The sequence below is a fragment of the Streptomyces sp. NBC_00654 genome, from assembly GCF_026341775.1.
In the GTDB taxonomy this organism is placed as follows: Bacteria; Actinomycetota; Actinomycetes; order Streptomycetales; family Streptomycetaceae; genus Streptomyces.
Genome location: NZ_JAPEOB010000001.1, coordinates 1,643,595 through 1,663,736 on the forward strand (window position 1 = coordinate 1,643,595; position 20,142 = coordinate 1,663,736).

At 73.2% G+C, this 20,142-nt stretch carries 22 protein-coding genes; 12 read left to right on the forward strand and 10 right to left on the reverse strand.

Annotated elements, in window-relative coordinates; genetic code table 11:
• Positions 1 to 227 precede the first annotated feature (227 nt).
• Together OHA98_RS07175 and OHA98_RS07180 are read right to left on the reverse strand one after the other, a co-directional pair.
• Positions 228 to 794 carry a GNAT family N-acetyltransferase gene (locus OHA98_RS07175; RefSeq protein WP_266923475.1) on the reverse strand — a complete coding sequence of 189 codons (567 nt, stop codon included), beginning with the start codon at positions 792 to 794 and terminating at the stop codon, positions 228 to 230.
• Positions 791 to 2,071 (reverse strand): hypothetical protein, encoded by a 1,281-nt coding sequence (locus OHA98_RS07180; RefSeq protein ID WP_266923477.1) that lies wholly within the window; start codon positions 2,069 to 2,071, stop codon positions 791 to 793. Before OHA98_RS07180 ends, OHA98_RS07175 begins: the two co-directional genes overlap by 4 nt.
• A 217-nt stretch (positions 2,072 to 2,288) precedes the next feature.
• On the opposite strand from OHA98_RS07180, the gene OHA98_RS07185 reads away from it, so the two are divergent.
• Both OHA98_RS07185 and OHA98_RS07190 read left to right on the forward strand, forming a co-directional pair.
• Complete coding sequence (locus OHA98_RS07185; RefSeq protein WP_266923478.1) at positions 2,289 to 2,624, forward strand: hypothetical protein; 336 nt, start codon at positions 2,289 to 2,291, stop codon at positions 2,622 to 2,624.
• A gap of 180 nt (positions 2,625 to 2,804) precedes the next feature.
• The gene (locus OHA98_RS07190; protein ID WP_266923480.1) at positions 2,805 to 3,677 is read left to right on the forward strand and encodes a DMT family transporter; all 873 of its coding nucleotides are present in this window, start codon (positions 2,805 to 2,807) and stop codon (positions 3,675 to 3,677) included.
• 36 nt (positions 3,678 to 3,713) lie between these two features.
• Here the strand turns inward: OHA98_RS07190 and OHA98_RS07195 are convergent, their stop codons facing one another.
• The 3 genes from OHA98_RS07195 to OHA98_RS07205 all read right to left on the reverse strand — a co-directional run bounded on the left by OHA98_RS07195 (position 3,714) and on the right by OHA98_RS07205 (position 6,420).
• On the reverse strand, positions 3,714 to 4,280 hold the full coding sequence (locus OHA98_RS07195) for a sugar O-acetyltransferase (protein ID WP_266927778.1): 567 nt from the start codon (positions 4,278 to 4,280) through the stop codon (positions 3,714 to 3,716).
• Between the two features lie 138 nt (positions 4,281 to 4,418).
• The gene (locus tag OHA98_RS07200) at positions 4,419 to 5,372 is read right to left on the reverse strand and encodes a transglutaminase-like domain-containing protein (RefSeq protein WP_266923482.1); all 954 of its coding nucleotides are present in this window, start codon (positions 5,370 to 5,372) and stop codon (positions 4,419 to 4,421) included.
• Positions 5,373 to 5,415: 43 nt separating this feature from the next.
• Entirely contained in the window at positions 5,416 to 6,420 is a 1,005-nt protein-coding gene (locus OHA98_RS07205; protein ID WP_266923483.1) for a GNAT family N-acetyltransferase, read from the reverse strand.
• 117 nt (positions 6,421 to 6,537) lie between these two features.
• On the opposite strand from OHA98_RS07205, the gene fdxA reads away from it, so the two are divergent.
• Both fdxA and OHA98_RS07215 read left to right on the forward strand, forming a co-directional pair.
• Positions 6,538 to 6,858, forward strand: a complete 321-nt coding sequence (fdxA, locus tag OHA98_RS07210) for a ferredoxin (RefSeq protein WP_018956287.1) — start codon at positions 6,538 to 6,540, stop codon at positions 6,856 to 6,858.
• A gap of 142 nt (positions 6,859 to 7,000) precedes the next feature.
• The gene (locus OHA98_RS07215) at positions 7,001 to 8,098 is read left to right on the forward strand and encodes a bifunctional succinyldiaminopimelate transaminase/glutamate-prephenate aminotransferase (protein WP_266923485.1); all 1,098 of its coding nucleotides are present in this window, start codon (positions 7,001 to 7,003) and stop codon (positions 8,096 to 8,098) included.
• Between the two features lie 139 nt (positions 8,099 to 8,237).
• Here OHA98_RS07215 and OHA98_RS07220 read toward each other — a convergent pair whose 3' ends face one another.
• Both OHA98_RS07220 and OHA98_RS07225 read right to left on the reverse strand, forming a co-directional pair.
• Positions 8,238 to 8,687: an ATP-binding protein gene (locus OHA98_RS07220; RefSeq protein WP_266923487.1), complete on the reverse strand. Its 450-nt coding sequence runs from the start codon at positions 8,685 to 8,687 to the stop codon at positions 8,238 to 8,240.
• A 300-nt stretch (positions 8,688 to 8,987) separates the two neighbouring features.
• Positions 8,988 to 9,914, reverse strand: coding sequence for a hypothetical protein (locus OHA98_RS07225; protein WP_266923488.1), 927 nt, complete (start codon positions 9,912 to 9,914; stop codon positions 8,988 to 8,990).
• 210 nt (positions 9,915 to 10,124) lie between these two features.
• Here OHA98_RS07225 and dapE point away from each other — a divergent pair, with 210 nt between their 5' ends.
• Together dapE and OHA98_RS07235 are read left to right on the forward strand one after the other, a co-directional pair.
• On the forward strand, positions 10,125 to 11,204 hold the full coding sequence (dapE, locus tag OHA98_RS07230) for a succinyl-diaminopimelate desuccinylase (RefSeq protein ID WP_266923490.1): 1,080 nt from the start codon (positions 10,125 to 10,127) through the stop codon (positions 11,202 to 11,204).
• Positions 11,205 to 11,288: 84 nt separating this feature from the next.
• The gene (locus tag OHA98_RS07235; protein ID WP_266923492.1) at positions 11,289 to 12,074 is read left to right on the forward strand and encodes a TIGR00730 family Rossman fold protein; all 786 of its coding nucleotides are present in this window, start codon (positions 11,289 to 11,291) and stop codon (positions 12,072 to 12,074) included.
• 69 nt (positions 12,075 to 12,143) lie between these two features.
• Here OHA98_RS07235 and folP read toward each other — a convergent pair whose 3' ends face one another.
• Complete coding sequence (folP, locus tag OHA98_RS07240) at positions 12,144 to 13,016, reverse strand: dihydropteroate synthase (RefSeq protein ID WP_266923494.1); 873 nt, start codon at positions 13,014 to 13,016, stop codon at positions 12,144 to 12,146.
• Between the two features lie 92 nt (positions 13,017 to 13,108).
• Between folP and OHA98_RS07245 the strand changes: the two genes are divergently transcribed.
• Together OHA98_RS07245 and OHA98_RS07250 are read left to right on the forward strand one after the other, a co-directional pair.
• The gene (locus OHA98_RS07245; protein WP_266927779.1) at positions 13,109 to 13,516 is read left to right on the forward strand and encodes a DivIVA domain-containing protein; all 408 of its coding nucleotides are present in this window, start codon (positions 13,109 to 13,111) and stop codon (positions 13,514 to 13,516) included.
• Positions 13,513 to 14,100 carry a DNA-3-methyladenine glycosylase I gene (locus OHA98_RS07250; RefSeq protein WP_266923496.1) on the forward strand — a complete coding sequence of 196 codons (588 nt, stop codon included), beginning with the start codon at positions 13,513 to 13,515 and terminating at the stop codon, positions 14,098 to 14,100. Before OHA98_RS07245 ends, OHA98_RS07250 begins: the two co-directional genes overlap by 4 nt.
• A 46-nt stretch (positions 14,101 to 14,146) precedes the next feature.
• Here the strand turns inward: OHA98_RS07250 and OHA98_RS07255 are convergent, their stop codons facing one another.
• Positions 14,147 to 14,959, reverse strand: a complete 813-nt coding sequence (locus OHA98_RS07255; RefSeq protein WP_266923498.1) for an enoyl-CoA hydratase/isomerase family protein — start codon at positions 14,957 to 14,959, stop codon at positions 14,147 to 14,149.
• 315 nt (positions 14,960 to 15,274) lie between these two features.
• Here OHA98_RS07255 and OHA98_RS07260 point away from each other — a divergent pair, with 315 nt between their 5' ends.
• A complete protein-coding gene (locus OHA98_RS07260) occupies positions 15,275 to 15,442 on the forward strand; it encodes a DUF3117 domain-containing protein (protein WP_003966491.1) in 168 nt (55 codons plus the stop codon).
• A gap of 107 nt (positions 15,443 to 15,549) precedes the next feature.
• Here OHA98_RS07260 and OHA98_RS07265 read toward each other — a convergent pair whose 3' ends face one another.
• Positions 15,550 to 16,215, reverse strand: a complete 666-nt coding sequence (locus tag OHA98_RS07265) for an O-methyltransferase (RefSeq protein ID WP_266923500.1) — start codon at positions 16,213 to 16,215, stop codon at positions 15,550 to 15,552.
• A 179-nt stretch (positions 16,216 to 16,394) separates the two neighbouring features.
• Between OHA98_RS07265 and sigE the strand changes: the two genes are divergently transcribed.
• The 3 genes from sigE (at position 16,395) to OHA98_RS07280 (ending at position 20,124) form a co-directional block, all read left to right on the forward strand.
• Complete coding sequence (gene sigE / locus OHA98_RS07270) at positions 16,395 to 17,156, forward strand: RNA polymerase sigma factor SigE (RefSeq protein ID WP_266923502.1); 762 nt, start codon at positions 16,395 to 16,397, stop codon at positions 17,154 to 17,156.
• Positions 17,153 to 18,151 carry an anti-sigma factor gene (locus tag OHA98_RS07275; RefSeq protein ID WP_266923504.1) on the forward strand — a complete coding sequence of 333 codons (999 nt, stop codon included), beginning with the start codon at positions 17,153 to 17,155 and terminating at the stop codon, positions 18,149 to 18,151. Before sigE ends, OHA98_RS07275 begins: the two co-directional genes overlap by 4 nt.
• A gap of 89 nt (positions 18,152 to 18,240) precedes the next feature.
• A complete protein-coding gene (locus OHA98_RS07280) occupies positions 18,241 to 20,124 on the forward strand; it encodes a S1C family serine protease (protein ID WP_266923506.1) in 1,884 nt (627 codons plus the stop codon).
• The last annotated feature ends 18 nt before the right edge of the window (positions 20,125 to 20,142 follow it).

Below are 20,142 nucleotides of genomic sequence, written 5' to 3' on the forward strand. Positions count from 1 at the left end.
GTACGGGTGCACGACGAATGACCGGGAGAGCCTGCCGGAGGCGGCCGCGGGGAAGGCCCGCGGACTCCGTGAGAGCGCTCTCTCGTGCGGGAGATGCTTCCGCCGTTGCCCTGAACACGTCAAGAGGTGTGCGTCAGAAGGGCCGCTCCGATGTGCTGAGCGCAACAATTAACGGCAACGGAACGGCAATTGACCCGTTACGACCCCAGTCGGGGGACCCGCTGACTTCACAGGATGATGTGGGGGGAGCCGGAGCGCCCACCCAGCTCGCGCACCATGACCGAGAACCTCGGACTGTCCGGGAAGGGCCGCTGGTCGCCGACGCGCCGGTAGCCCCAGGACTCGTACAGGGCCAGCACCCCGGGGTGCTCCGGGTCGCACAGCAGCGTGACGCGCTCCTCCGGACGCGGCCTCAGCAGCTCCTCGTGTATTCGGCGCGCGGCACCCGTCCCCTGCCAGGGGGCCCGGACCATCAGCTCGAACAGGGCGAGGGTGCGCGACCCGTCCTCGTCCGCGAACCCCTCGGGCAGCGGGGTCGTCATGTGCGACCACCAGCGGGCCCCCCGGCCCAGCGGAGCGCCGTACGCGTAGCCGACCGGCCGGTCACCGTCGTAGCCGATCACCGCCTCCCACCCGTCACCGGCCGAGTGGTTGGTCAGCCGCCGGTCGAACCGGTCCAGGCTGGTGAACGGGACGTGCAGCTCGTCCGCGTACACCTCCGCGTAGACATCCAGGAGTACGGGGCGGACGGCGGGCAGGTCGTCGGCGGTGAACCGGCGCAACTGGACGGTCATGGTGTGGGTGTCCCCTTCGCTGTCCGCTGGAGCCATTCCTGGGCGAGTGGTGCCGGGTGTACCGCCAGCCGCTGGCGGAACCCGTCGAGGAGGTGACCGATGCGCAGGCTGCCGGGCGCGGTTCCGGCCGTGGCCAGCGCCCGGTCGGCACTCGCGCAGGCCGCCTCGACGTCCTGCTGGCCGAGCTGCGCCAGCGCCAGCTGGGCGGTGTAGTAGACCCGGTTGCGCGTCAGCCCCGGGTCCAGCTGCGCGAGGGCCTGATGGATCCGGGCCTCGGCCGGCTCGGCCCGGCCGAGGCGGTAGTGGACGATGCCCGCCAGCCCGTGCAGCTCGGCCTGGTCGTAGAAGCTCAGCCAGGTGGGCCGGCGGCCCATGTCCGCGCGGGCGAGAGCGTCCTCCGCGTGTCCCAGGGCCCGCAGCGCGGACTGCTTGTCGCGCAGCCGGGCATGGGACAGCGCGATGCGCGCGTGGGCCTGCGAGGCGTACAGCGGATCGCGCCGCGCCATACCGGCGTCCCGCACCGCCTGCGCGGCGTGCAGCGCCTCGATGAGGCTGCCCCGCTGTCCGGCGAGTATGGCGACGTTGTTCCACACCCGGTGCATCGACTCCCCGTCCCCGGACAGCCCCGCGAGCGTCACCGCGCGGTCGAGATACTGCGCCGCGCGCTGCTGGTTGCGTGAGTCGAGCGCGGCCCAGGCGGCGGTGCTGGCCGCGTTCGAGGCGGCGGCGTAGAGCATGGACCGTACCCGGGAGGAGGCGCGCCCCGACTCCAGGAGCGACAGGGCGTGACGCATCCAGTGCAGGAACTGCGCCTCGATCCGGCTGGTGCCGCCGACCCTGCTCTCCTGACGGTAGAGGGCGGCGAACGCCTGCCCGACGCGCTTCACATCGGCGATGCCGACGGTGGTGCGGCCGGGCGGCAGAACGACCGTCGCGGCCATCACGGCGGCCCGCTGGTTGAAGTCCCGCCGCACCACGGGATCGCCCGAGCCCGGCCCCGGGGCCCCGCTCGTCCGGGAGCCGGTCCGTTGCCGCGGAATGAATCCGAGTTCCTCGGCGGTGCAGCCGAATTCCTTTTCCAGGGCGATCCGTTGACGGGCATGCGGCCAACGCGTCGTGCCGGTCAGATAGTTCCGGATATGCCGGTCCTGCAGGGACCCCGGTTGCCCCGTGAGGCTCTCGATGTGCTCATTGAGCCGACTCGCGAGCTCGTGCTGCTTCAGCCCGGCGGCGCTCATACGGGCGGCCAGCAGAACATTGCCGGTCTTCCTCGTCATGAAACATCACCGTAGCGGTTCTCGTACCGCCGGATGGCCGATGATCCGGTCGAAATTTCCGGTTTCCGGTGAGTGGGAGAAACGCCGAATTGCCTGGGTTCCCATGCCGTTTGCCGTTCTTCTTGATACTTCACTGCCGGAAGAGCGGCCGGTGGCGGCCACCGCCGGCCACCGGGGAGGAGGACATGTGACCGATGCCGACGTCACTCCGCCACGCATGAGCGTCGATACCGAGGCGGTCGCGGCGGCCGTGGACCACGCGCTCGCCACCCGCCCGGCCCTCCCGCCGCGCAGCGTCATCAACGCGGGTACCGACCAGTTGATCGGCCAGCTGCGCTCCCTGATGGCCCTGGACGACTACGGCCATGACGAGCCGGGGCGCGGGGCGGTCCGGGTGCTGTTCCGGGTCGCCTACCGCAACCTCGACCGCGCCGTGCGTCCCGACGAGACGACCTCGGACGCGGACGCGTACACGTACTGGCGGACGGTCGCGAGCCTGGCGGCCGCGTTCCGGGACCTGTACGTGAACCTGCCGCGCGGGCGGCCCGAGTGACCGCCCCCGCCCGGACCGCCGATGTGCCGCGTCGGGAGCACGGCTTACGCTGAGCGGCACCGGAAACGGTGACGCGGGGGTGGACATGCCGCAGAGGTGCGGGAGGCGCGGCCGGTACGTGGTCGCTCGGTGAGCCGCACCGTTCCACCGCGCCGCCGACGTTCGTGGAAAGGCCCTGCGATGCCGGCCGTCCTGGTGCTCCTGCTCTCCGGGACCTGGCTGCTGTCCGGCGCCCTGGTCACCGGGACCGATCCGCTGATCGTCGCGGTCGGCCGCACCGCGGTCTGCTGCACCGTGCTCACCGCCGTGGCCGTCTCCACGCCGGGCGGCCGGGCCGATCTGCGCCGTGCGGCGGCCCGCCCCGGCACCGTATGGCTGCTGGGCCTGCTCGGCTTCGCCGGATACGCCGCGGGCACGCTGCTCGCCATCCCGCGCATCGGCACTTCGCTCGCCAACCTCGTGGTCGCGCTGATGCCGTGCGCGTCGGTGGCGGTGGGGGCGCTGTTCTTCGCCGAACGGTCCGGGCCGCGCAAGGCGGCCGGGGCGGCGCTCGCCTGCGCGGCGGCGGCCGGGTACGCGGCGCTCGGCGCGGACGCGCGCGACATGGACGGACCGGGGCTGCTGCTGGTGGCGGGGGCGACCGTGGCCTTCGCGGTGTACGGGTTCCTGTACCGGCGGCGGATGTCCGGGCTGCCCCCGTCGGCCGTCCTGCCCGTACTGCTCGCGGCGGCCACCTGCCTGCTGCTGCCGATGGCCCTGCCCGCGCTGACCGCCCACCCCCCGACGCTCGCCGCGACGGGCGGGATCGTGGTGCTCGGCGCGGTCGTGTACGCGCCCGCCTACCTCGTACAGCACCGCCTCATCCTGCGCCGCGGGCCGGTCTTCACCGCCGCGGTCCAGCTGGCCGTACCGTTCGCCGTGCGCCTGGGGGACTGGACGCTGGGCACCGCGCCCGTGCCCTCGCCGGCCGAACTGCTGCTCCTGGCCGTGTGCTGCGGGGGCATCGCCCTGGTCACCGTCCAGCCGGACACCCGGCTCGCCGCGAAGGCGTGACCGGCAGGCCTGCGCGGGACCTCGCGGCGGACCGGATCAGCCGGCCTCGCCGGCCACGCCGTCCTCCGGGCCGATCCTCCGGATCACCCGCGCCGGATTGCCGACCGCCACGACGTTCGCCGGCAGGTCCTTCGTGACCACCGATCCGGCGCCGACCACCGTGTTCTCACCGATGGTCACCCCCGGGCAGACGATCACGCCGCCGCCCAGCCAGACGTTGTCGCCGATCGTGACGGGCCGGGCCGCCTCCCACTTGGCCCGGCGCGGCTCGGGGTCGACCGGGTGGGTGGGGGTGAGGAGCTGGACGTTCGGGCCGATCTGCGCGTCGGCGCCGATGCTGATCCGGCCGACGTCGAGAAGGACGGCCCCGACATTGATGAACGTACGGGCGCCGATGGAGATCTGATAGCCGAAGTCCACCCGCAGCGGAGGCCGGACCTCCACGCCCTCGCCCAGATCGCCCACGAGCTCGGCGAGTGCCGCGCGCCGGGCCTCGGGGTCGGCGGCGGAGGTGGCGTTGAAGCGCTCGGTCAGCACGTCGGCGCGCAGGGCGTCGGCGCTCAGTTCCGGGTCGTCGGCGAGGTAGAGCTCACCGGCGAGCATGGCTTCCTTCTGGCTGGTCACGTGACGCGTCCTCTCGTCCGGGTCGTCCCTCGTCCCGGTACGTCACGATAAAGCGCGGTGGTGGCCCCGGCGGGCGAGGGGCGGGCACGCCGGTCCCGGCGCGGGCCCGCCCGCCGGTCAGTTCAGCAGCGCCAGCGCCGCCCGCGCCCGTCGCCGGACCGCTTCGGCCGTCGCCGGATCGAACCCGGCGACGATCTCCGCGTACTCCTCCATCTCCGCGGCCCCGCGCCGGAACTCCCCGCGCTGCACGAGGAGCTGGGCCCGTTCGTAGCGGAGCCTGGCCGGGTGCGAGGGCAGCAGCAGCGACAGATCGACCGCCCACAGCGCCACATCGGTCCGCTCGGGGCGGGCCGCCGCCCAGGCCCTGATGTTGTTCAGGATCCGCAGCACGGTCTCCAACGGCCTCGCGGGCACCAGCATCGACTCCTCCAGCGGCGCCCCGGTGGTGCCGGCCACCATCAGCTCGGCGTCCTGCCCGGTCAGCGGCGCACCACCGGCGAACGGATCGGCCAGCACCCGCTCCCCGGGGTCCCCGAATCCGACGACGAAGTGACCGGGCAGCGCCACCCCGTACACCGGGGCGCCCGCCCGCCGCGCGACCTCGATCCAGATCACGGACAGCAGGATCGGCAGCCCGCGGCGGCGGCGCAGCACCTGTTGGAGCAGCGACGACTCCAGCCGCTGGTAGTCGGCCGGCGAACCCGCGAATCCGCACCGCTCACCGAGCAGTCCGGCCACCGCCGAGGCCCAGGCGCGGGCGGAGCGCGCACCGTACGGCAGCAGCCCGGCCAACCGGTCCAGCTCGATCTGCGCGGCGTCGATACCGTACGGATCGGGCGATTCGGCCCCCGCGTCACCGATTCCCGCGTCACCGATTCCCGCGGTACCGGCTCCCGCGTCACCGGTTCCCGCGGCGCCCGCCCCCGGACGCCCCGCACCCGTACCCGCCGGCGGGCCCGCCTCCGCGCCGAGCAGCAGGCAGAGCAGCGCGAGGTCCGGCCGCTCCGCGCGGGCCTCCTCGGCGAACCGCCGCCGCCGTTCGGCCGCCCCGGAATCGTGGTGCCCGCTCATCCGCCGCACTCGCCCGACGTGCTCCCGGGACCCCCGCCGGTGCTCACTCCGCGGCCCGGAAGTGGTGATAGCGGTGATGGGCCGCGAAGCCCATCCTGTCGTAGAGCGCCCGCGCCCCCTCGTTGTCCGTCTCCACCTGGAGCCACGCGGCCGACGCGCCCTCGTCCAGCGCGCGGCGCGCCAGCGCGGTCATCACCGAGGTCGCCAGCCCCCGGCGCCGGTACTCCGGGCCCACCTCGACAGCCATGAACCCGGCCCAGCGCCCGTCCACCACGCACCGCCCGATCGCCGCGGGGGTGCCGTCCTCCGCGTCGCCGGGCACGGAGGCGAACCACACCGAGGGCCCCGATCCCAGGACCCGGAGCACATGGTCGCCGGGAGTGTCGAAGCGCTGGTAGCGGGAGAGCCACGCGGTGTCCGGCTCACGGTGCAGCCGGACCGCCGTCACCTCCGCGTCCAGATCCCCGACCGGCGCCAGCGCCGCGATCCGCACCTCGGCCGACACCTCGCGCAGCCAGCCGTGCCGTTCCAGCTCCGCGCACAGCTCCTCCTGCGTGCCCTCGGCGCCGGTCGCGGTCTGGATGTACGCGGGCAGCCCCCGCTCCCCGTACCAGCGCCGCACCCGCCCGAGCGCCTCACCGAGCGGCAGCCCCGGATCGCCGAGCGGCAGCACGGAGTTGGCCCGCCGGGTGAACCCCGCGGCGGCGCGCAGCCGCCAGTCGCCCAGGGGTTCGCTCTCCACCGGCTGCCAGGCCCGTGCGCAGGCCCGTGCCAGCTCGTCGAAGGAGGCCGCAGGACCCCGGCGCCGGGCCGGGGCGGCGGGCACGACCTTCCCGGCCACCAGTGTGGATTCCGCGATACGGACGCCCTCGCCGCTCTTCGGTGTGATCGAGAGCACACCGTCGTCCCATGATGTGAGAACCCCGACCGTGTCCGTGAACATGGCGCCTTGGCCGGCCCCCTCGGGGCGACGCCTGACCGATACGCGTTTGCCCACGTCAGCCGGTGTGATGCGGACTTCCAGCCGTCCGCCGATGGTGAATTCCACAGCTCTGTGCGCCCCTCCTGTTCGGATCGTGCCCGGGAACGGAGATACTAGGTGCGGGCATCGACGACGCCGCGCTCCCGCGCGAGAGCCAACGCCCTACCGAGGAGGAACGACAGCGTGACCTACGTCATCGCGCAGCCTTGTGTCGACGTAAAGGACAAGGCCTGCATCGAAGAGTGCCCCGTCGACTGTATCTACGAGGGCCAGCGGTCCTTGTACATCCACCCGGACGAATGCGTCGACTGCGGAGCCTGTGAGCCGGTCTGCCCGGTCGAGGCCATCTTCTACGAGGACGACACCCCGGAGGAGTGGAAGGACTACTACAAGGCGAACGTCGAGTTCTTCGACGACCTCGGTTCGCCGGGCGGCGCCTCCAAGCTGGGCCTGATCGAGCGCGACCACGCGTTCATCGCCGCGCTGCCGCCGCAGAACCAGTAAGCAGCGGCAGCACGCGCGCCGCCCGGTCCCGTACGGCTCGTCACCGTACGGGACCGCGGTGTTTCCGGCGCCCGGCGGCCGCCCGCGTCACCGTGCGGGCGGCCCCTCGTAGTCCGTCGCCCGTACGAGAAAGCAGAGTTCCGTGTCCGCACCAGTCTCCTCCCGCCTCCCGGTCTTTCCCTGGGACAAGCTCGCGCCGTACAGGACGACGGCCGTCGCCCATCCGGACGGCATCGTCGACCTGTCGGTGGGTACGCCGGTCGACCCGGTGCCCGAGCTGATCCAGCAGGCGCTCGTCGCCGCCGCGAACAGCCCCGGCTATCCGACGGTGTGGGGGACCGCCGCCCTGCGCGACGCCCTCACCGGCTGGGTGGAGCGGCGTCTGGGCGCGGTCGCGGTGGCCCACGAGAACGTTCTGCCGGTCGTCGGCTCCAAGGAGTTGGTGGCCTGGCTGCCGACCCAGCTGGGCCTCGGCGCGGGCGACCGGGTGGCCTACCCGCGGCTCGCCTACCCGACGTACGAGGTGGGCGCCCGGCTCTGCGGCGCCGAGCCCGTCGTCTACGACGACCCCACCGAGCTGGACCCGGCGGGCCTCAAGCTGCTCTGGCTCAACTCCCCGTCCAACCCGACCGGCCGGGTGCTGGCCAAGGACGAACTGACCCGGATCGTCGCCTGGGCGCGCGAGCACGGCATCCTCGTCTTCAGCGACGAGTGCTACCTGGAGCTGGGCTGGGAGGCCGAGCCGGTCTCCGTGCTCCACCCGGATGTCTGCGGCGGCAGCTACGAGGGCATCGTCGCCGTCCACTCGCTCTCCAAGCGCTCCAACCTCGCCGGATACCGCGCCGCCTTCATCGCGGGCGACGCGGCCGTCCTCGGCGAGCTGCTGCTGATCCGCAAGCACGGCGGGATGATGACGCCCGCCCCGGTCCAGGCGGCCACCGTCGCGGCCCTCGGCGACGACACCCATGTCGCGGAGCAGCGCGTCCGGTACGCGGAGCGGCGCACCGCCCTGCGCGCCGCGCTGGAGGCCCACGGCTTCCGGATCGAGCACAGCGAGGCGAGCCTCTACCTGTGGGCGACGCGCGACGAGCCGTGCTGGGAGACGGTGGCCCACCTCGCCGAACTGGGCATCCTGGTCGCTCCCGGCGACTTCTACGGTCCGGCCGGCGACACCTTCGTACGTGTGGCGCTCACGGCGACCGACGAGCGGGTGGCGGCGGCGGTCGAGCGGCTGTCCTGACCGGCCCGTTCACGCCGCCGGCCGGGCGACCGGCCGGGCCGCACGCCCAGGTGTGCGGCGCCGCCGGACACGCGCCGAGGGCCTCGGGAGTGCGCACTCCCGAGGCCCTCGGCGCGTGTCCGACCGTTCGGTGTGCCGGTCAGCCGATCGGCAGCTCGGTGGGGAGGCCGCCGCCGAGAGCGTCGGTGGGCAGGGCGCCGCCCAGCGCGTCGGTGGGCAGGGCGCCGCCGGTCGCGGCACCGGCGGTGCTCCCGAGGAGCTCACCGGCGTTGCCCGCGGTCCCGCCGGCGGTCTTCTGGGCGACGGGAGCGGCGACAGCGCCCGCCTTGCCGACGGTCTTGCCCGCGGCCGGGAGGGTGGTGCCGACGAGCCGGCCGCCGGTCTCGCCCGCGGCCTCGGTGCCCTGCTGCGAGGCGCTGTCCAGGGTGTTGCCGAGACCGGCGCCGTCGAGCGCGGTCAGGCCGCCCAGGTCCGGGGCCGGCGGGAGCTCCGCGGCACCCGCGGCACCGGCCGCGCCGACCACGGGTGCCGCGCCCGCGGCGATCAGCAGCGCGGCACGGGCGATCCGACGGCTCAGGGGGAGGGACATGATGCTCCTTCGACAGGAATTCAGAACAGATTTCGGAGTCTGTCTGTCCGTTGATCGGACGCACTGACAACCGGTCCGGGGGCGGGGAAGGTTGCGGTGCGGGAAGGTAAAGAGTCAGCAACGCGTCCGATGATCCGCGGCGGAGGAACCCGGGCAAACGACGCCCCGGGTGTCCGGGGGACGGACCGTCACTCCCCTGTGACAGCAAGGGAATCGGCGCTCAGGGACGTGGTTGCGGGACAAGCCGCCGAAGCGGCTGCCGGGGAGCGGCCGGATGCCCCGTGCGGGTGATCCGCCGTACTACTGCGCGAGCCGGATTCTGACCTCGGCGGTGCCCGATTCCTGCTGCTCCGCGCGTTCCGTCCGCCAGCCCTCACCGTCCGACCACACCCGGTCCGCGAAGCCGACCTCGTCGATCCGCAGCGCCTCGGCGCGGGCGACGGCCCAGTGCGCCAGCTCCCAGCCGCGCTGCGACGCCGCGTCGTCCCCGGTCTTCGCCGACGCCGCCGGTACGGGCACCGAGACCGTGGACGCGGCGGCCGCCCCGGCCGCCCCGGCCGACGGCAGGACGCCCTGGCCGAAGGCGCGCACCAGCTCGGAACGGACCTTCGCCGCATCGCCCGGACCGGACACGGTCGCCGTGGACGGGGAGCAGTTCAGCGCGGCGGGCGCCCGCCCGGTCAGGGCGGCGGCCAGCAGCGTGGCGTCCGGCTCGTGCTTCGCGTAGGCCTGGGGGAAACCGCTGAGCTGCACCCGCTGCGCGGCGACCGTCAGCGGAAGCCTGGAGTAGCCGGGCACCTTGGCGAGCCGGTCGTAGAAGATCCCGGCGGAGTAGACCGGATCCATGATCTGCCGCGCGGATCCCCAGCCCTGTGAGGGGCGCTGCTGGAAGAGCCCCAGCGAGTCCCGGTCGCCGTGGTCGAGATTGCGCAGCGCGGACTCCTGCAGGGCCGTCGCCAGCGCGATGGTCACCGCGCGCTCCGGCATGCCGCGAGTGGTGCCGACCGCCGAGATCGTCGCCGCGTTGGCGGCCTGCTCGGGGCTCATCTCGTACGTACGCCCCTCGTCGCCCGCCCCGTCGGCGGCGCGCACCGTGCACCGGGGCACCCCCTTGTTGCCCGAGACGTACTGCATCGCCAGATATCCGCCCAGAGCCACGAGCACGGCGAAGGCGGCCGTGAGGCGGAAGAGGCGGCTGCGGCGGGTGGGGGTCGCGGTCCGGGGCACGGGCCCACCGTACTGGAGGGTACGAGCGAGGTGGAGCGAAAGCCGCCACGGCCCGCTCCCGGGTATCACCGTGTGCCGCTCCCCGTACGCCGCCGTCTCCGGCTCCCCGTACGCCGCCGTCTCCGGCGCCCCGTACGCCGCCGTCTCCGGCGCCCGGTACGCCGCCGTCTCCGGAGCCCGGCCGCGGGAGAGGCCGTTAGGGTCGTGGCCATGGCCACCAGCACACTTGACCTCACCCTGGACGGACCGGCGCTGACCGCCCGGCTCGTGGACTTCCCCTCGGTCAGCGGGGAGGAGAAGACGCTCGCCGACGCGATCGAGACCGCGCTGCGCGGTCTCCCGCACCTGACCGTCGACCGCTACGGCAACAACGTCGTGGCCAGGACGCGTCTGGGGCGCGCGGAGCGCGTCGTGCTCGCGGGGCACATCGACACCGTGCCGATCGCCGACAACGTCCCCTCCCGGCTCGACGGCGACGGCGTGCTGTGGGGCTGCGGGACCTCCGACATGAAGTCGGGCGTCGCCGTCCAGCTGCGCATCGCCGCGACCGTCCCCGAGCCCAACCGCGACCTCACCTTCATCTTCTACGACAACGAAGAGGTCGCCGCTCACCTCAACGGCCTCGGTCACATCGCCGAGGCCCACCCCGACTGGCTCGACGGGGACTTCGCCGTCCTCCTGGAGCCCTCCGACGGTGAGGTCGAGGGCGGCTGCCAGGGCACGCTGCGGGTCCTTCTGCACATGACGGGGGAGCGGGCCCACTCCGCGCGCAGCTGGATGGGCTCCAACGCCATCCACGCCGCGGCCCCGGTCCTGGCCAGGCTCGCCGCGTACGAACCGCGCCGTCCGGTCATCGACGGGCTCGAATACCACGAGGGCCTCAACGCCGTACGGATCGAGGGCGGCGTCGCCGACAACGTCATCCCGGACGCCTGCACGGTGGTGGTCAACTACCGGTACGCCCCCGACCTCGGGGCCGAGGAGGCGCTGGCCCACGTCCATGAGGTCTTCGCGGACTGCGGAGTCGCCGGGTTCACCGTGGACGACCACTCCGGTGCCGCGATGCCCGGACTCACGCACCCGGCGGCGGAGGCGTTCATGGCGGCCGTCGGCGGCACGGCCCGGCCCAAGTTCGGCTGGACGGACGTCTCCCGCTTCGGCGCGCTCGGTGTGCCCGCGGTGAACTACGGCCCCGGCGACCCGATCTTCGCCCACAAGCGCGACGAGCATGTGGCGGTCGACCGGATCACCCACTGCGAGGACCGGCTCCGCTCCTGGCTCACCAGCTGACTCATGGCATTCCCCTGCCCGTAACCCCGGTGGATCTACGCTGGCCCGAACAGGCACATCGCAGGTCGGCGGAGGGAGCAGGTCATGGGCAACCCCGAGGATGCACGGATCCCCGAGAACGCGGAGGTCCCCGAGGGCGCGGTCAGGCCCGAGGAACAGCGGATGGGCCCGGTGCTGCGCCGTCGGGAGCAGGTGCAGCCCGGTACGACCGATCAGCGGCTGCTGGACTCCGAGGGCGACTCCGAGTGGGTGCACACCGACCCCTGGCGGGTGATGCGCATCCAGTCGGAGTTCGTCGAGGGGTTCGGCGCCCTGGCCGAACTGCCGAGCGCCATCAGCGTCTTCGGATCGGCCCGCACGGCGCCCGGTACGGCGGACTACGAGGCGGGCGTGCGGATCGGCGGGGCGCTCGTCGAGGCGGGCTTCGCCGTGATCACCGGCGGCGGCCCGGGGGCGATGGAGGCGGCGAACAAGGGCGCGCGGGAGGCGAAGGGCGTCTCGGTCGGGCTCGGCATCGAGCTGCCGTTCGAGTCGGGGCTGAATCCGCACGTCGACATCGGAGTCAACTTCCGTTACTTCTTTGTCCGGAAGACGATGTTTGTGAAGTATGCCCAGGGCTTCGTCGTCCTGCCCGGCGGCCTCGGCACGCTGGACGAGCTCTTCGAGGCGCTGACCCTGGTCCAGACGGGCAAGGTGACCCGCTTCCCGATCGTGCTCTTCGGCTCGGCGTACTGGGGCGGCCTCGTCGACTGGCTCCGGGACACCGTGGTCGCCCAGGGCAAGGCGTCCGAGAAGGACCTGCTGCTCTTCCACGTCACGGACGACGTGGAGGAGGCGGTCATGCTGGTGACCAAGGAGGTCGGCCGGTAGGTCCGGCGCCCGCGGGCGGGTCCGGACGACGCTCCGGACCCGCCCGATCAGAGGTCACCCGACAGGCTCTCAGGCCAGCCCGCGCCGTGCCACCGCCGGCGCCCGGTGCCCGGCGATCGACGCCACCATGTCCAGCACCTGCCGTGTCTCGGCCACCTCGTGCACCCGGTACACCCGGGCCCCGAGCCATGCGGAGACCGCGGTCGTCGCGAGCGTGCCGATCACCCGTTCCTTGACCGGCCGGTCAAGGGTCTCCCCGACGAAGTCCTTGTTGGACAGCGAGACGAGCACCGGCCACCCGGTCTCCGCCATCTCGCCGAGCCGCCGCGTCGCCTCCAGGGAGTGCCGGGTGTTCTTCCCGAAGTCGTGACCGGGGTCGATCATGATCCCGTCGGCCCGCACGCCCAGTTCCACGGCCCGCTCGGCCAGCCCCACCGTCACCCGCAGGATGTCCGCCATCACGTCCTCGTACGCGATCCGGTGCGGCCGGGTCCGCGGCTCGGCGCCGCCCGCGTGCGTGCACACCAGGCCCGCCCCGTACCGCGCCGCGACCTCCGCGAGCTCGGGGTCGACCCCGCCCCACGCGTCGTTCAGCAGATCCGCGCCCGCCTCGCAGACCGCCTCGCCCACATCGTGGCGCCAGGTGTCCACGCTGATCACCACGTCCGGGTGCCGGCGGCGGACCTCGGCGACGAACCCGACCGTGCGGCGGGCCTCCTCCTCGGCGGACACGTCCTCGCCGGGGCCCGCCTTCACCCCGCCGATGTCGATGATCGCGGCGCCCTCGGCGACCGCCTGCTCGACCCGGGCCAGCGCCGGCTCGTCCCCGAACGTCGCGCCCTGGTCGTAGAAGGAGTCCGGGGTCCGGTTCACGATCGCCATGATCACCGGCTCGTGCGGCCCGAATTCCCGCCGTCCGAGCCTCAGTGCACCGCTTCGCATCCCGTTGTTCCTCCTCAGTAGGTCGCCTGCGACCCTAACCGCCGGTGCCGCATGGCACGATCGGACCCGGACAGGATTCCGCCCCCGGGGAGATGCTCGTGTTCTGGTTCTTGCTGCTGACGATGGTCGTGGTGGTCGCCGCGGTCACCCTCGCGGTGGTCGGCGGTGGTGGGAGCCCCGTGCTCCAGGACGTGGGGCCCGAGCGGCTCACCGACCCGCTGCCCGCGACGCGCCCGGTCGGCCGGGCGGATGTCGAGGCGCTGCGTCTGCCGATGGCGCCCCGCGGTTACCGGATGGCGGATGTCGACGAGGCGCTCGGCCGGCTCGGCGCCGAACTGGCCGAGCGGGATTCCCGGATCGCCGAGCTGGAGTCCGCGCTCGCCGGTGCCCAGGCGGCCGCGGCGGGCGGACCCGATCTGTTCAAGCGCCCCGGCGATCCGCTGGGGCAGGACCCGGGCCGGTTCCGGGACGAGGAGGACGAGGAGGGCGGGCAGCGATGAGCGGCGGCGCCGAAGCGGCTCCGGACGGCAGGCTGCGCTGCCCCTGGGGGCTGTCCACGGAGGACTACCTCAGCTACCACGACACCGAGTGGGGCCGCCCGGTCCACGGCGACGACGCCCTCTTCGAGCGGCTCTGTCTGGAGGCCTTCCAGTCCGGCCTGTCGTGGCTGACGATCCTGCGCCGCCGCGAGGGCTTCCGTGCGGCCTTCGCCGGGTTCAGCATTCCCGCGGTCGCGGAGTTCACCGACGCCGACAGGGATCGGCTGCTGGCCGACGCCGGCATCATCCGCAACCGCGCCAAGATCGACGCCACCCTCGCCAACGCGAAGGTGCTGGCCGGCTGGGCGCCCAATGAGCTGGACGCCCTGATCTGGTCGTACGCCCCCGACCCGGCCGGGCGGCCCGCCCCGCGGGTGCTGGGGGACGTCCCGGCGATCACCCCCGAGTCCACCGCGCTCGCCAAGGAACTGAAGAAGCGCTCCATCCGCTTCGTCGGCCCCACGACCGCGTACGCCCTGATGCAGGCCTGCGGCCTGGTCGACGACCACCTCGCCGACTGCGTGGCCCGCGGCCCCCGGCCGTAGCCGCCGCGCCCGGGACCGCGGGTGTCCCGGACCGGCGCCCGGCCACCTACTTTCCGAGGTACTCCGGCTTCCGCTTGGCCAGGAAGGCCTCCACCGCGATGGTGTGGTCCTGCGACGCGCCCGCCGCCGTCTGGAGTTCGTCCTCCTTCTCCAGCGTCTCGGTGAGGGTGTGCCCCGCCCCGTACGCCATGGACTCCTTCAGCGCCGCGTACGCCACCGTCGGCCCCTGTGCCAGGGCGCGGGCCACGGCGGCGGCCTCGTCGGCCAGCTCGGCGGCGGGCACCACCCGGTTCGCGATGCCCAGCTCGTACGCGTCCTGCGCGGAGATCGAACGCGGGAAGAACAGCAGGTCGGTGGCGCGGCTCCGGCCGATCAGCCGGGGCAGTGTCCAGGACACCCCCGAGTCGGCGGTCAGCGCGACGCCCGCGAAGGACGTGTTGAAGGAGGCCGTGTCGGCGACCACCCGGTAGTCGGCCGCCAGCGCGAATCCGAAGCCCGCTCCGGCGGCGACGCCGTTGACCCCGGCGACGACCGGCTTCGCCATCTCCGTGATCGCCCGTACGACGGGGTTGTAGTGCTCCCGCACGGTGCTCAGCGCGTTGCCGCCGCCCGCCTCCCGGGTGGCCGCGAGCGTCGCGACATGCTCCTTGAGGTCCTGACCCACGCAGAAGGCCCGCCCGGTCGCCGTGAGGAGGACCGCCCGCACGGCGGGGTCGTCCGCCGCCGACCGCAGGGCGTCCCGGAGCGCGACCTTGGCCTCGGTGTTCATGGCGTTCATCGCGTCGGGACGGTTGATCGTGATCGTCGCGAGTCCGTCGCTCACGGAGTGGAGCACGGTGTTCGCCATCTCGTCGGCCATTCCGGTATCCCCTTACGGCTCGGGCATCGTTGCCACTGGAGGCAAGCATGTCCGACTCCGGGCGGACGGAACATGTGACCTGCGTCTAACAATTCGCCCCCACCTGGGGGTCGAAGGCGGCGAAGTATCGCAGCCGGATCGCCGAATTGGGTGGTTTTGCGGGAGTGCGTTGCGCAAGCGATGCCGACCGATGTTGGTCATCGGGGTCTTTGATGCGGGATAATGGTGAGGAAGCAATGTGTTCGATGCCGGTGAGGCAGCGCCTGTCATGGGGCCGCCGGTTGCGATGAGCTGGTTTCAGGAAGGGGAACGAGCATGGCGGCCATGAAGCCGCGGACGGGCGACGGCCCGCTCGAGGTGACAAAGGAGGGGCGGGGCATCGTCATGCGCGTTCCGCTCGAAGGCGGCGGTCGGCTTGTTGTCGAGCTGACCCCGGACGAGGCCGATGCCCTCGGCGATGCCCTGAAGAAGGTCGTCGGCTGACGCGGAGCGCCCACTCTTGACCACTGCCCCGGCACGGATGTCCGTGCCGGGGCAGTGGCGCGTCCGGGAAGGCGCGTCCGGGAAACGTCCGGAACCCCGGAACGGCGTCAGCCGCGCCGGACCGCGCAGAGCAGTCCGTCGCCGACCGGCAGCAGGGTCGACATCAGCTCCTGGCTCTCCCGCACGGCCCGGAGCAGCTCACGCAGACGCAGCACCTCGGCGGGCTGGGCCGCCGAATCGACGGTGCGGCCGTCCGCGAAGACACCCTCGAAACAGACCAGCCCGCCCGGCCGCAGCAGACGCAACGATTCAGCGAGGCAGTCGAGGCTCTCCAGCCGGTCACCGTCGCAGAAGACGAGGTCGTAGCCACCGTCCGCGAGCCTGGGCAGGACGTCCAGGGCGCGCCCTGGGATGAACCGGGCCCGGTTGGCGGCGAAGCCCGCGGCGCGGAACGCCTCGCGGGCGAACTGCTGGCGCTCCGGTTCCGGATCGACCGTGGTCAGCACGCCGTCCGGGCGCATTCCGTGCAGCAGATGGATGCCGGATACGCCGGTCCCGGTGCCGATTTCCGCCACCGCTTTGGCGTCCACGGCGGCAGCCAGCAGGCGCAGCGCGGCACCGGTGCCGGGGGACACCGAGCGGAGCCCTGCCTCGTGGGCCCGCTCCCGGGCCCAGTGCAGTGCTTCGTCCTCGGCGACAAAGGCGTCGGCGAACGCCCAGCTCGTCTGCCGGTTGGCGGTAATGACCCTCTCCTGTCCCCGTAGTTGGCGCAACGGTGACTGTATCCGCTGCACCCGGGAACCCGCAGATGGGACCGGGCGTTAGGGAAGGGCAGGGGAAAGCGCAGGTACGGGCCCGCCGATCGGACCCGCGGCCGTGCGCCGGCAGTTCCCGGGCGACGCCCGGCCCCAGCAGGAAAAAGGCTTATCCGGAGCTAACGGGCGAGGTGGCTATGGTAGGGGCTCCACTGGACACCACCAGAGCCGATAGGGGAGGTGCGGCTGCGCCTGTGGACCGGAGAGGAGTGCTGCGGCGCTTCCTCGGGCCGGCGGGTGAGCCGAAATCCGTGACCAACATTGCTGACCGTTCTTCCAACGACTCCGCAACGACCGCGACCTTCGCCTCAGATGCGGACTCCCAGGCGTGGACCCCGCCCTCATGGGAAGAGATCGTCAGCACGCACAGCGGACGTGTGTACCGCCTTGCCTACCGGCTGACGGGCAACCAGCACGATGCCGAGGACCTCACCCAGGAAGTCTTCGTCCGGGTGTTCCGTTCACTGTCGACCTACACCCCCGGCACGTTCGAGGGCTGGCTGCACCGCATCACGACCAACCTCTTCCTGGACATGGTCCGCCGCAAGCAGCGGATCCGTTTCGACTCCCTGGGCGATGACGCCGCCGAGCGGCTGCCGAGCCGTGAGCCGTCCCCGCAGCAGGTCTTCAACGACACCCATTTCGACGCCGACGTGCAGCAGGCCCTGGACACCCTCGCGCCCGAATTCCGGGCGGCGGTGGTGCTCTGCGACATCGAGGGGCTCAGCTACGAGGAGATCGCCGCGACCCTCGGCGTGAAGCTCGGCACCGTGCGCAGCCGTATCCACCGCGGCCGCTCGCACCTGCGCAAGGCGCTCAAGCACCGTTCGCCCGAGGCCCGCGCCGAGCAGCGCTCCCTGGCGGGCGCGGTCCTGGCAGGGGAGGGCGGAACGGCGTGAGTGGCACAGGCCCGACACCCGCGGAGCAGCATCTGGGGGACCGGCTTGCCGCGCTGGTCGACGGCGAGCTGAAACATGACGCCCGTGAGCGGGTCCTGGCCCATCTGGCCACGTGTCCCAAGTGCAAGGCCGAGGCCGACGCCCAGCGGCGGCTGAAGAGCGCCTTCGCGATGTCGGCCTCACCCTCGCCCTCCGAGGGGTTCCTGGCCCGCCTCCAGGGCCTTCCCGGGGGTCCCAGCGGCGGTGACGGCGGACCGGGCGGACCGTTCGGCGGCGGCGGACGCTTCGCCGACGAGTTCTTCCCCCCGATGCGCCCCTCCGGCAGCAGCCGCGCGGACACGGCCAAGGGCACCTCGCCGCTGGACACCTTCGGCTTCCTCCCCACCGCGCACGGCTCCACCGCGGTCCTGCCGGGCGGCGGCCCGCGCGGCGCCTTCCGCATCCACGACGTGGCCCGTGACGCCGACCGGTCGCCCTGGCGCGGCCGGAGATTCGCCTTCGCCGCTGCCAGCGCGGTCTCGCTGGCAGCCATCGCGCTCGGCGGCACCCTGCCGCTGGACTCCGCGCCCGACAGCGCGCTCCGTGCCGAGGGCGCGGGCAGCAGCGTGACCCCGATCGACGCCGACGCCCGCGCCGACGCCAGCAATTCCGCGGCCAGCCGCCGGGGCAGCGGCGGTGGCGCGCTCGCCCTGAACGGCGGCGGTCCGGCCACCGGCACCGCGGCGGCCCCGCCCGTCGCCCCCGCGGCCACGCCCGCACCACCGGTCCTCGTGGCGGTGCCCTCGTTGCTCGGCGCCGCGCCGCTCACCGGGCACTCGTTCGCCCTCCCCGTCCTGAACGTGTCCCTGTCGCCGCTGATACGCCCGACCGGCACCACCCCGCTGCTCGCGGCCGCGCTCGGCAGCACTCCGGAACCGAAGCCGGCCCTGCCCCCGGCGCCGGCCTCGGGCATGCCGACCAACGATCACGCACTGCCGCATTCCTCCCGGCGCTGACGGGACCCTGCGCGAGGATTCGCAAACCTGGTTGAATTCCGGGAGGGACGCCTCTGTGGGGGCGTACAGAGGCCAGTTGCGGGGAGAGCATGGACGACGGGAAGCCCACCGGGCCGACGGCGAAGTGGTGGAGCCGCCCCACGCCGGGGCGCGACGACCGCACGGAACCGGCAGGCGTAGCACCCGTCGAGGACTCATCCGTCGAGGACGCCGCGGACGCCGCGGACTCCGCGAGCGCCACCGGCGTGACGAGTGACGCAGACGTCGCGAGTGCCGTGGATGTCGCGGGTGTCGCGGGTGTCGCGGGTGTCGCGGAACCGGCGGACGCCGTGGCGGTGGAGCGCCCGGCGACGGCCGATGAGCGTCCCGCCCCCGCCGGACCGCCGGCCCGCCCCGCCGAGGAGCCGCCGCGGCCGGCCCCCGCGAGGAAGCCCCTGCACGAACCCGACGAGTACAGCACCCCGCCGTACGGCGGTCCCGGCCCGTGGGCTCCCGCGCCGCCCGTCCAGCGGCCGGTGCCGACCCCGGCGCACGGCACCCCCGTACCCCCGCAGTACGCCGGGGCGCACGCGGCTCCCCCCACCGTCGACCCGGGGCCGCAGCCCGGCCCGGTACCGGGCGGTGTGCAGCCCCGGACCCCGCCGCAGCACCTCCCGCCCCATCAGCAGCTCCAGCACCCTGCCCCGCACGGACCGCAGCAGCTCACGCAGCCGGCCCCGCAGCAGGTCCCGCACCAGCAGACCGGGCAGCAGACCGGGCAGCAGACCCCCTCCCAGTGGCTCCAGTACGACCCCTGGGGCGCGCGGCAGCAGCCGCTGACCCAGCAGGGCCCCCCGCTCGGGACCGAACCCGTCGGGCGCCGGAGGAGCCGCCGCGGCACGGTCCTGATCGGGGCCCTTCTGCTGGCGGTGGTCGCGGGCGGGATCGGCGGCGGGATCGGCGCGTACATCGAGCGCAACGGCGGCCTGACCAGCGTCGAGCTGCCGCAGGCGGGCCGGGACAACGGCGGCCGGGCCCCCGACAGTGTCGCGGGGATCGCCGCCAGCGCCCTGCCCAGCGTGGTCACCCTGCACGTCAGCGGTTCCGCCGAGTCCGGCACCGGCACGGGCTTCGTCCTCGACAACGAGGGCCACATCCTCACCAACAACCACGTCGTCTCCCCGGCCGGCTCCAGCGGCGACATCACCGTGACGTTCAGCGGCGGCGAGACGGCGTCCGCCGAGATCGTCGGCAAGGACAGCGGCTACGACCTGGCCGTCGTCAAGGTCACCGGAGTCTCCGGGCTCAAGCCGCTGCCCCTCGGCAACTCCGACAATGTGCAGGTGGGCGACCCGGTGGTGGCCATCGGTGCCCCCTTCGACCTGTCGAACACGGTCACCTCCGGCATCATCAGTGCCAAGCAGCGGCCGATCACCGCGGGCGGCGAGAAGGGCGACGGCACCGACATCAGCTATGTCGACGCGCTCCAGACCGACGCCCCGATCAACCCCGGCAACTCCGGCGGCCCGCTGGTCGACGCCCAGGCCCATGTCATCGGCATCAACAGCGCCATCCGCGCGGCCGACACCGGCGCCGGACCCGAGGGCGGCCAGTCCGGTTCCATCGGCCTCGGCTTCGCCATACCGATCAACCAGGGCAAGCGGGTCGCCGAGGAGCTGATCAACACGGGCAGGGCGACCCACCCCGTGATCGGCGTCACCCTGGACATGAAGTACACGGGTGACGGGGCGAAGGTCGGGGCGAAGGGCGCGGACGGCGGCCCCGCGGTCACCGCCGACGGCCCCGGGGCCAAGGCCGGCATCAAGCCCGGCGACGTCATCCACGAGGTGGAGGGCCAGCGGGTGCACAGCGGCGAGGAGCTGATCGTGAAGATCCGCGCCCACCGGCCCGGGGACAAGCTGAACCTCCGGCTGACCCGCGGTGGTAAAGACCTGTCCATGACTTTGACGCTCGGCTCCGCGAGCGGCACGTAACGGTCACCGGAAGGTACC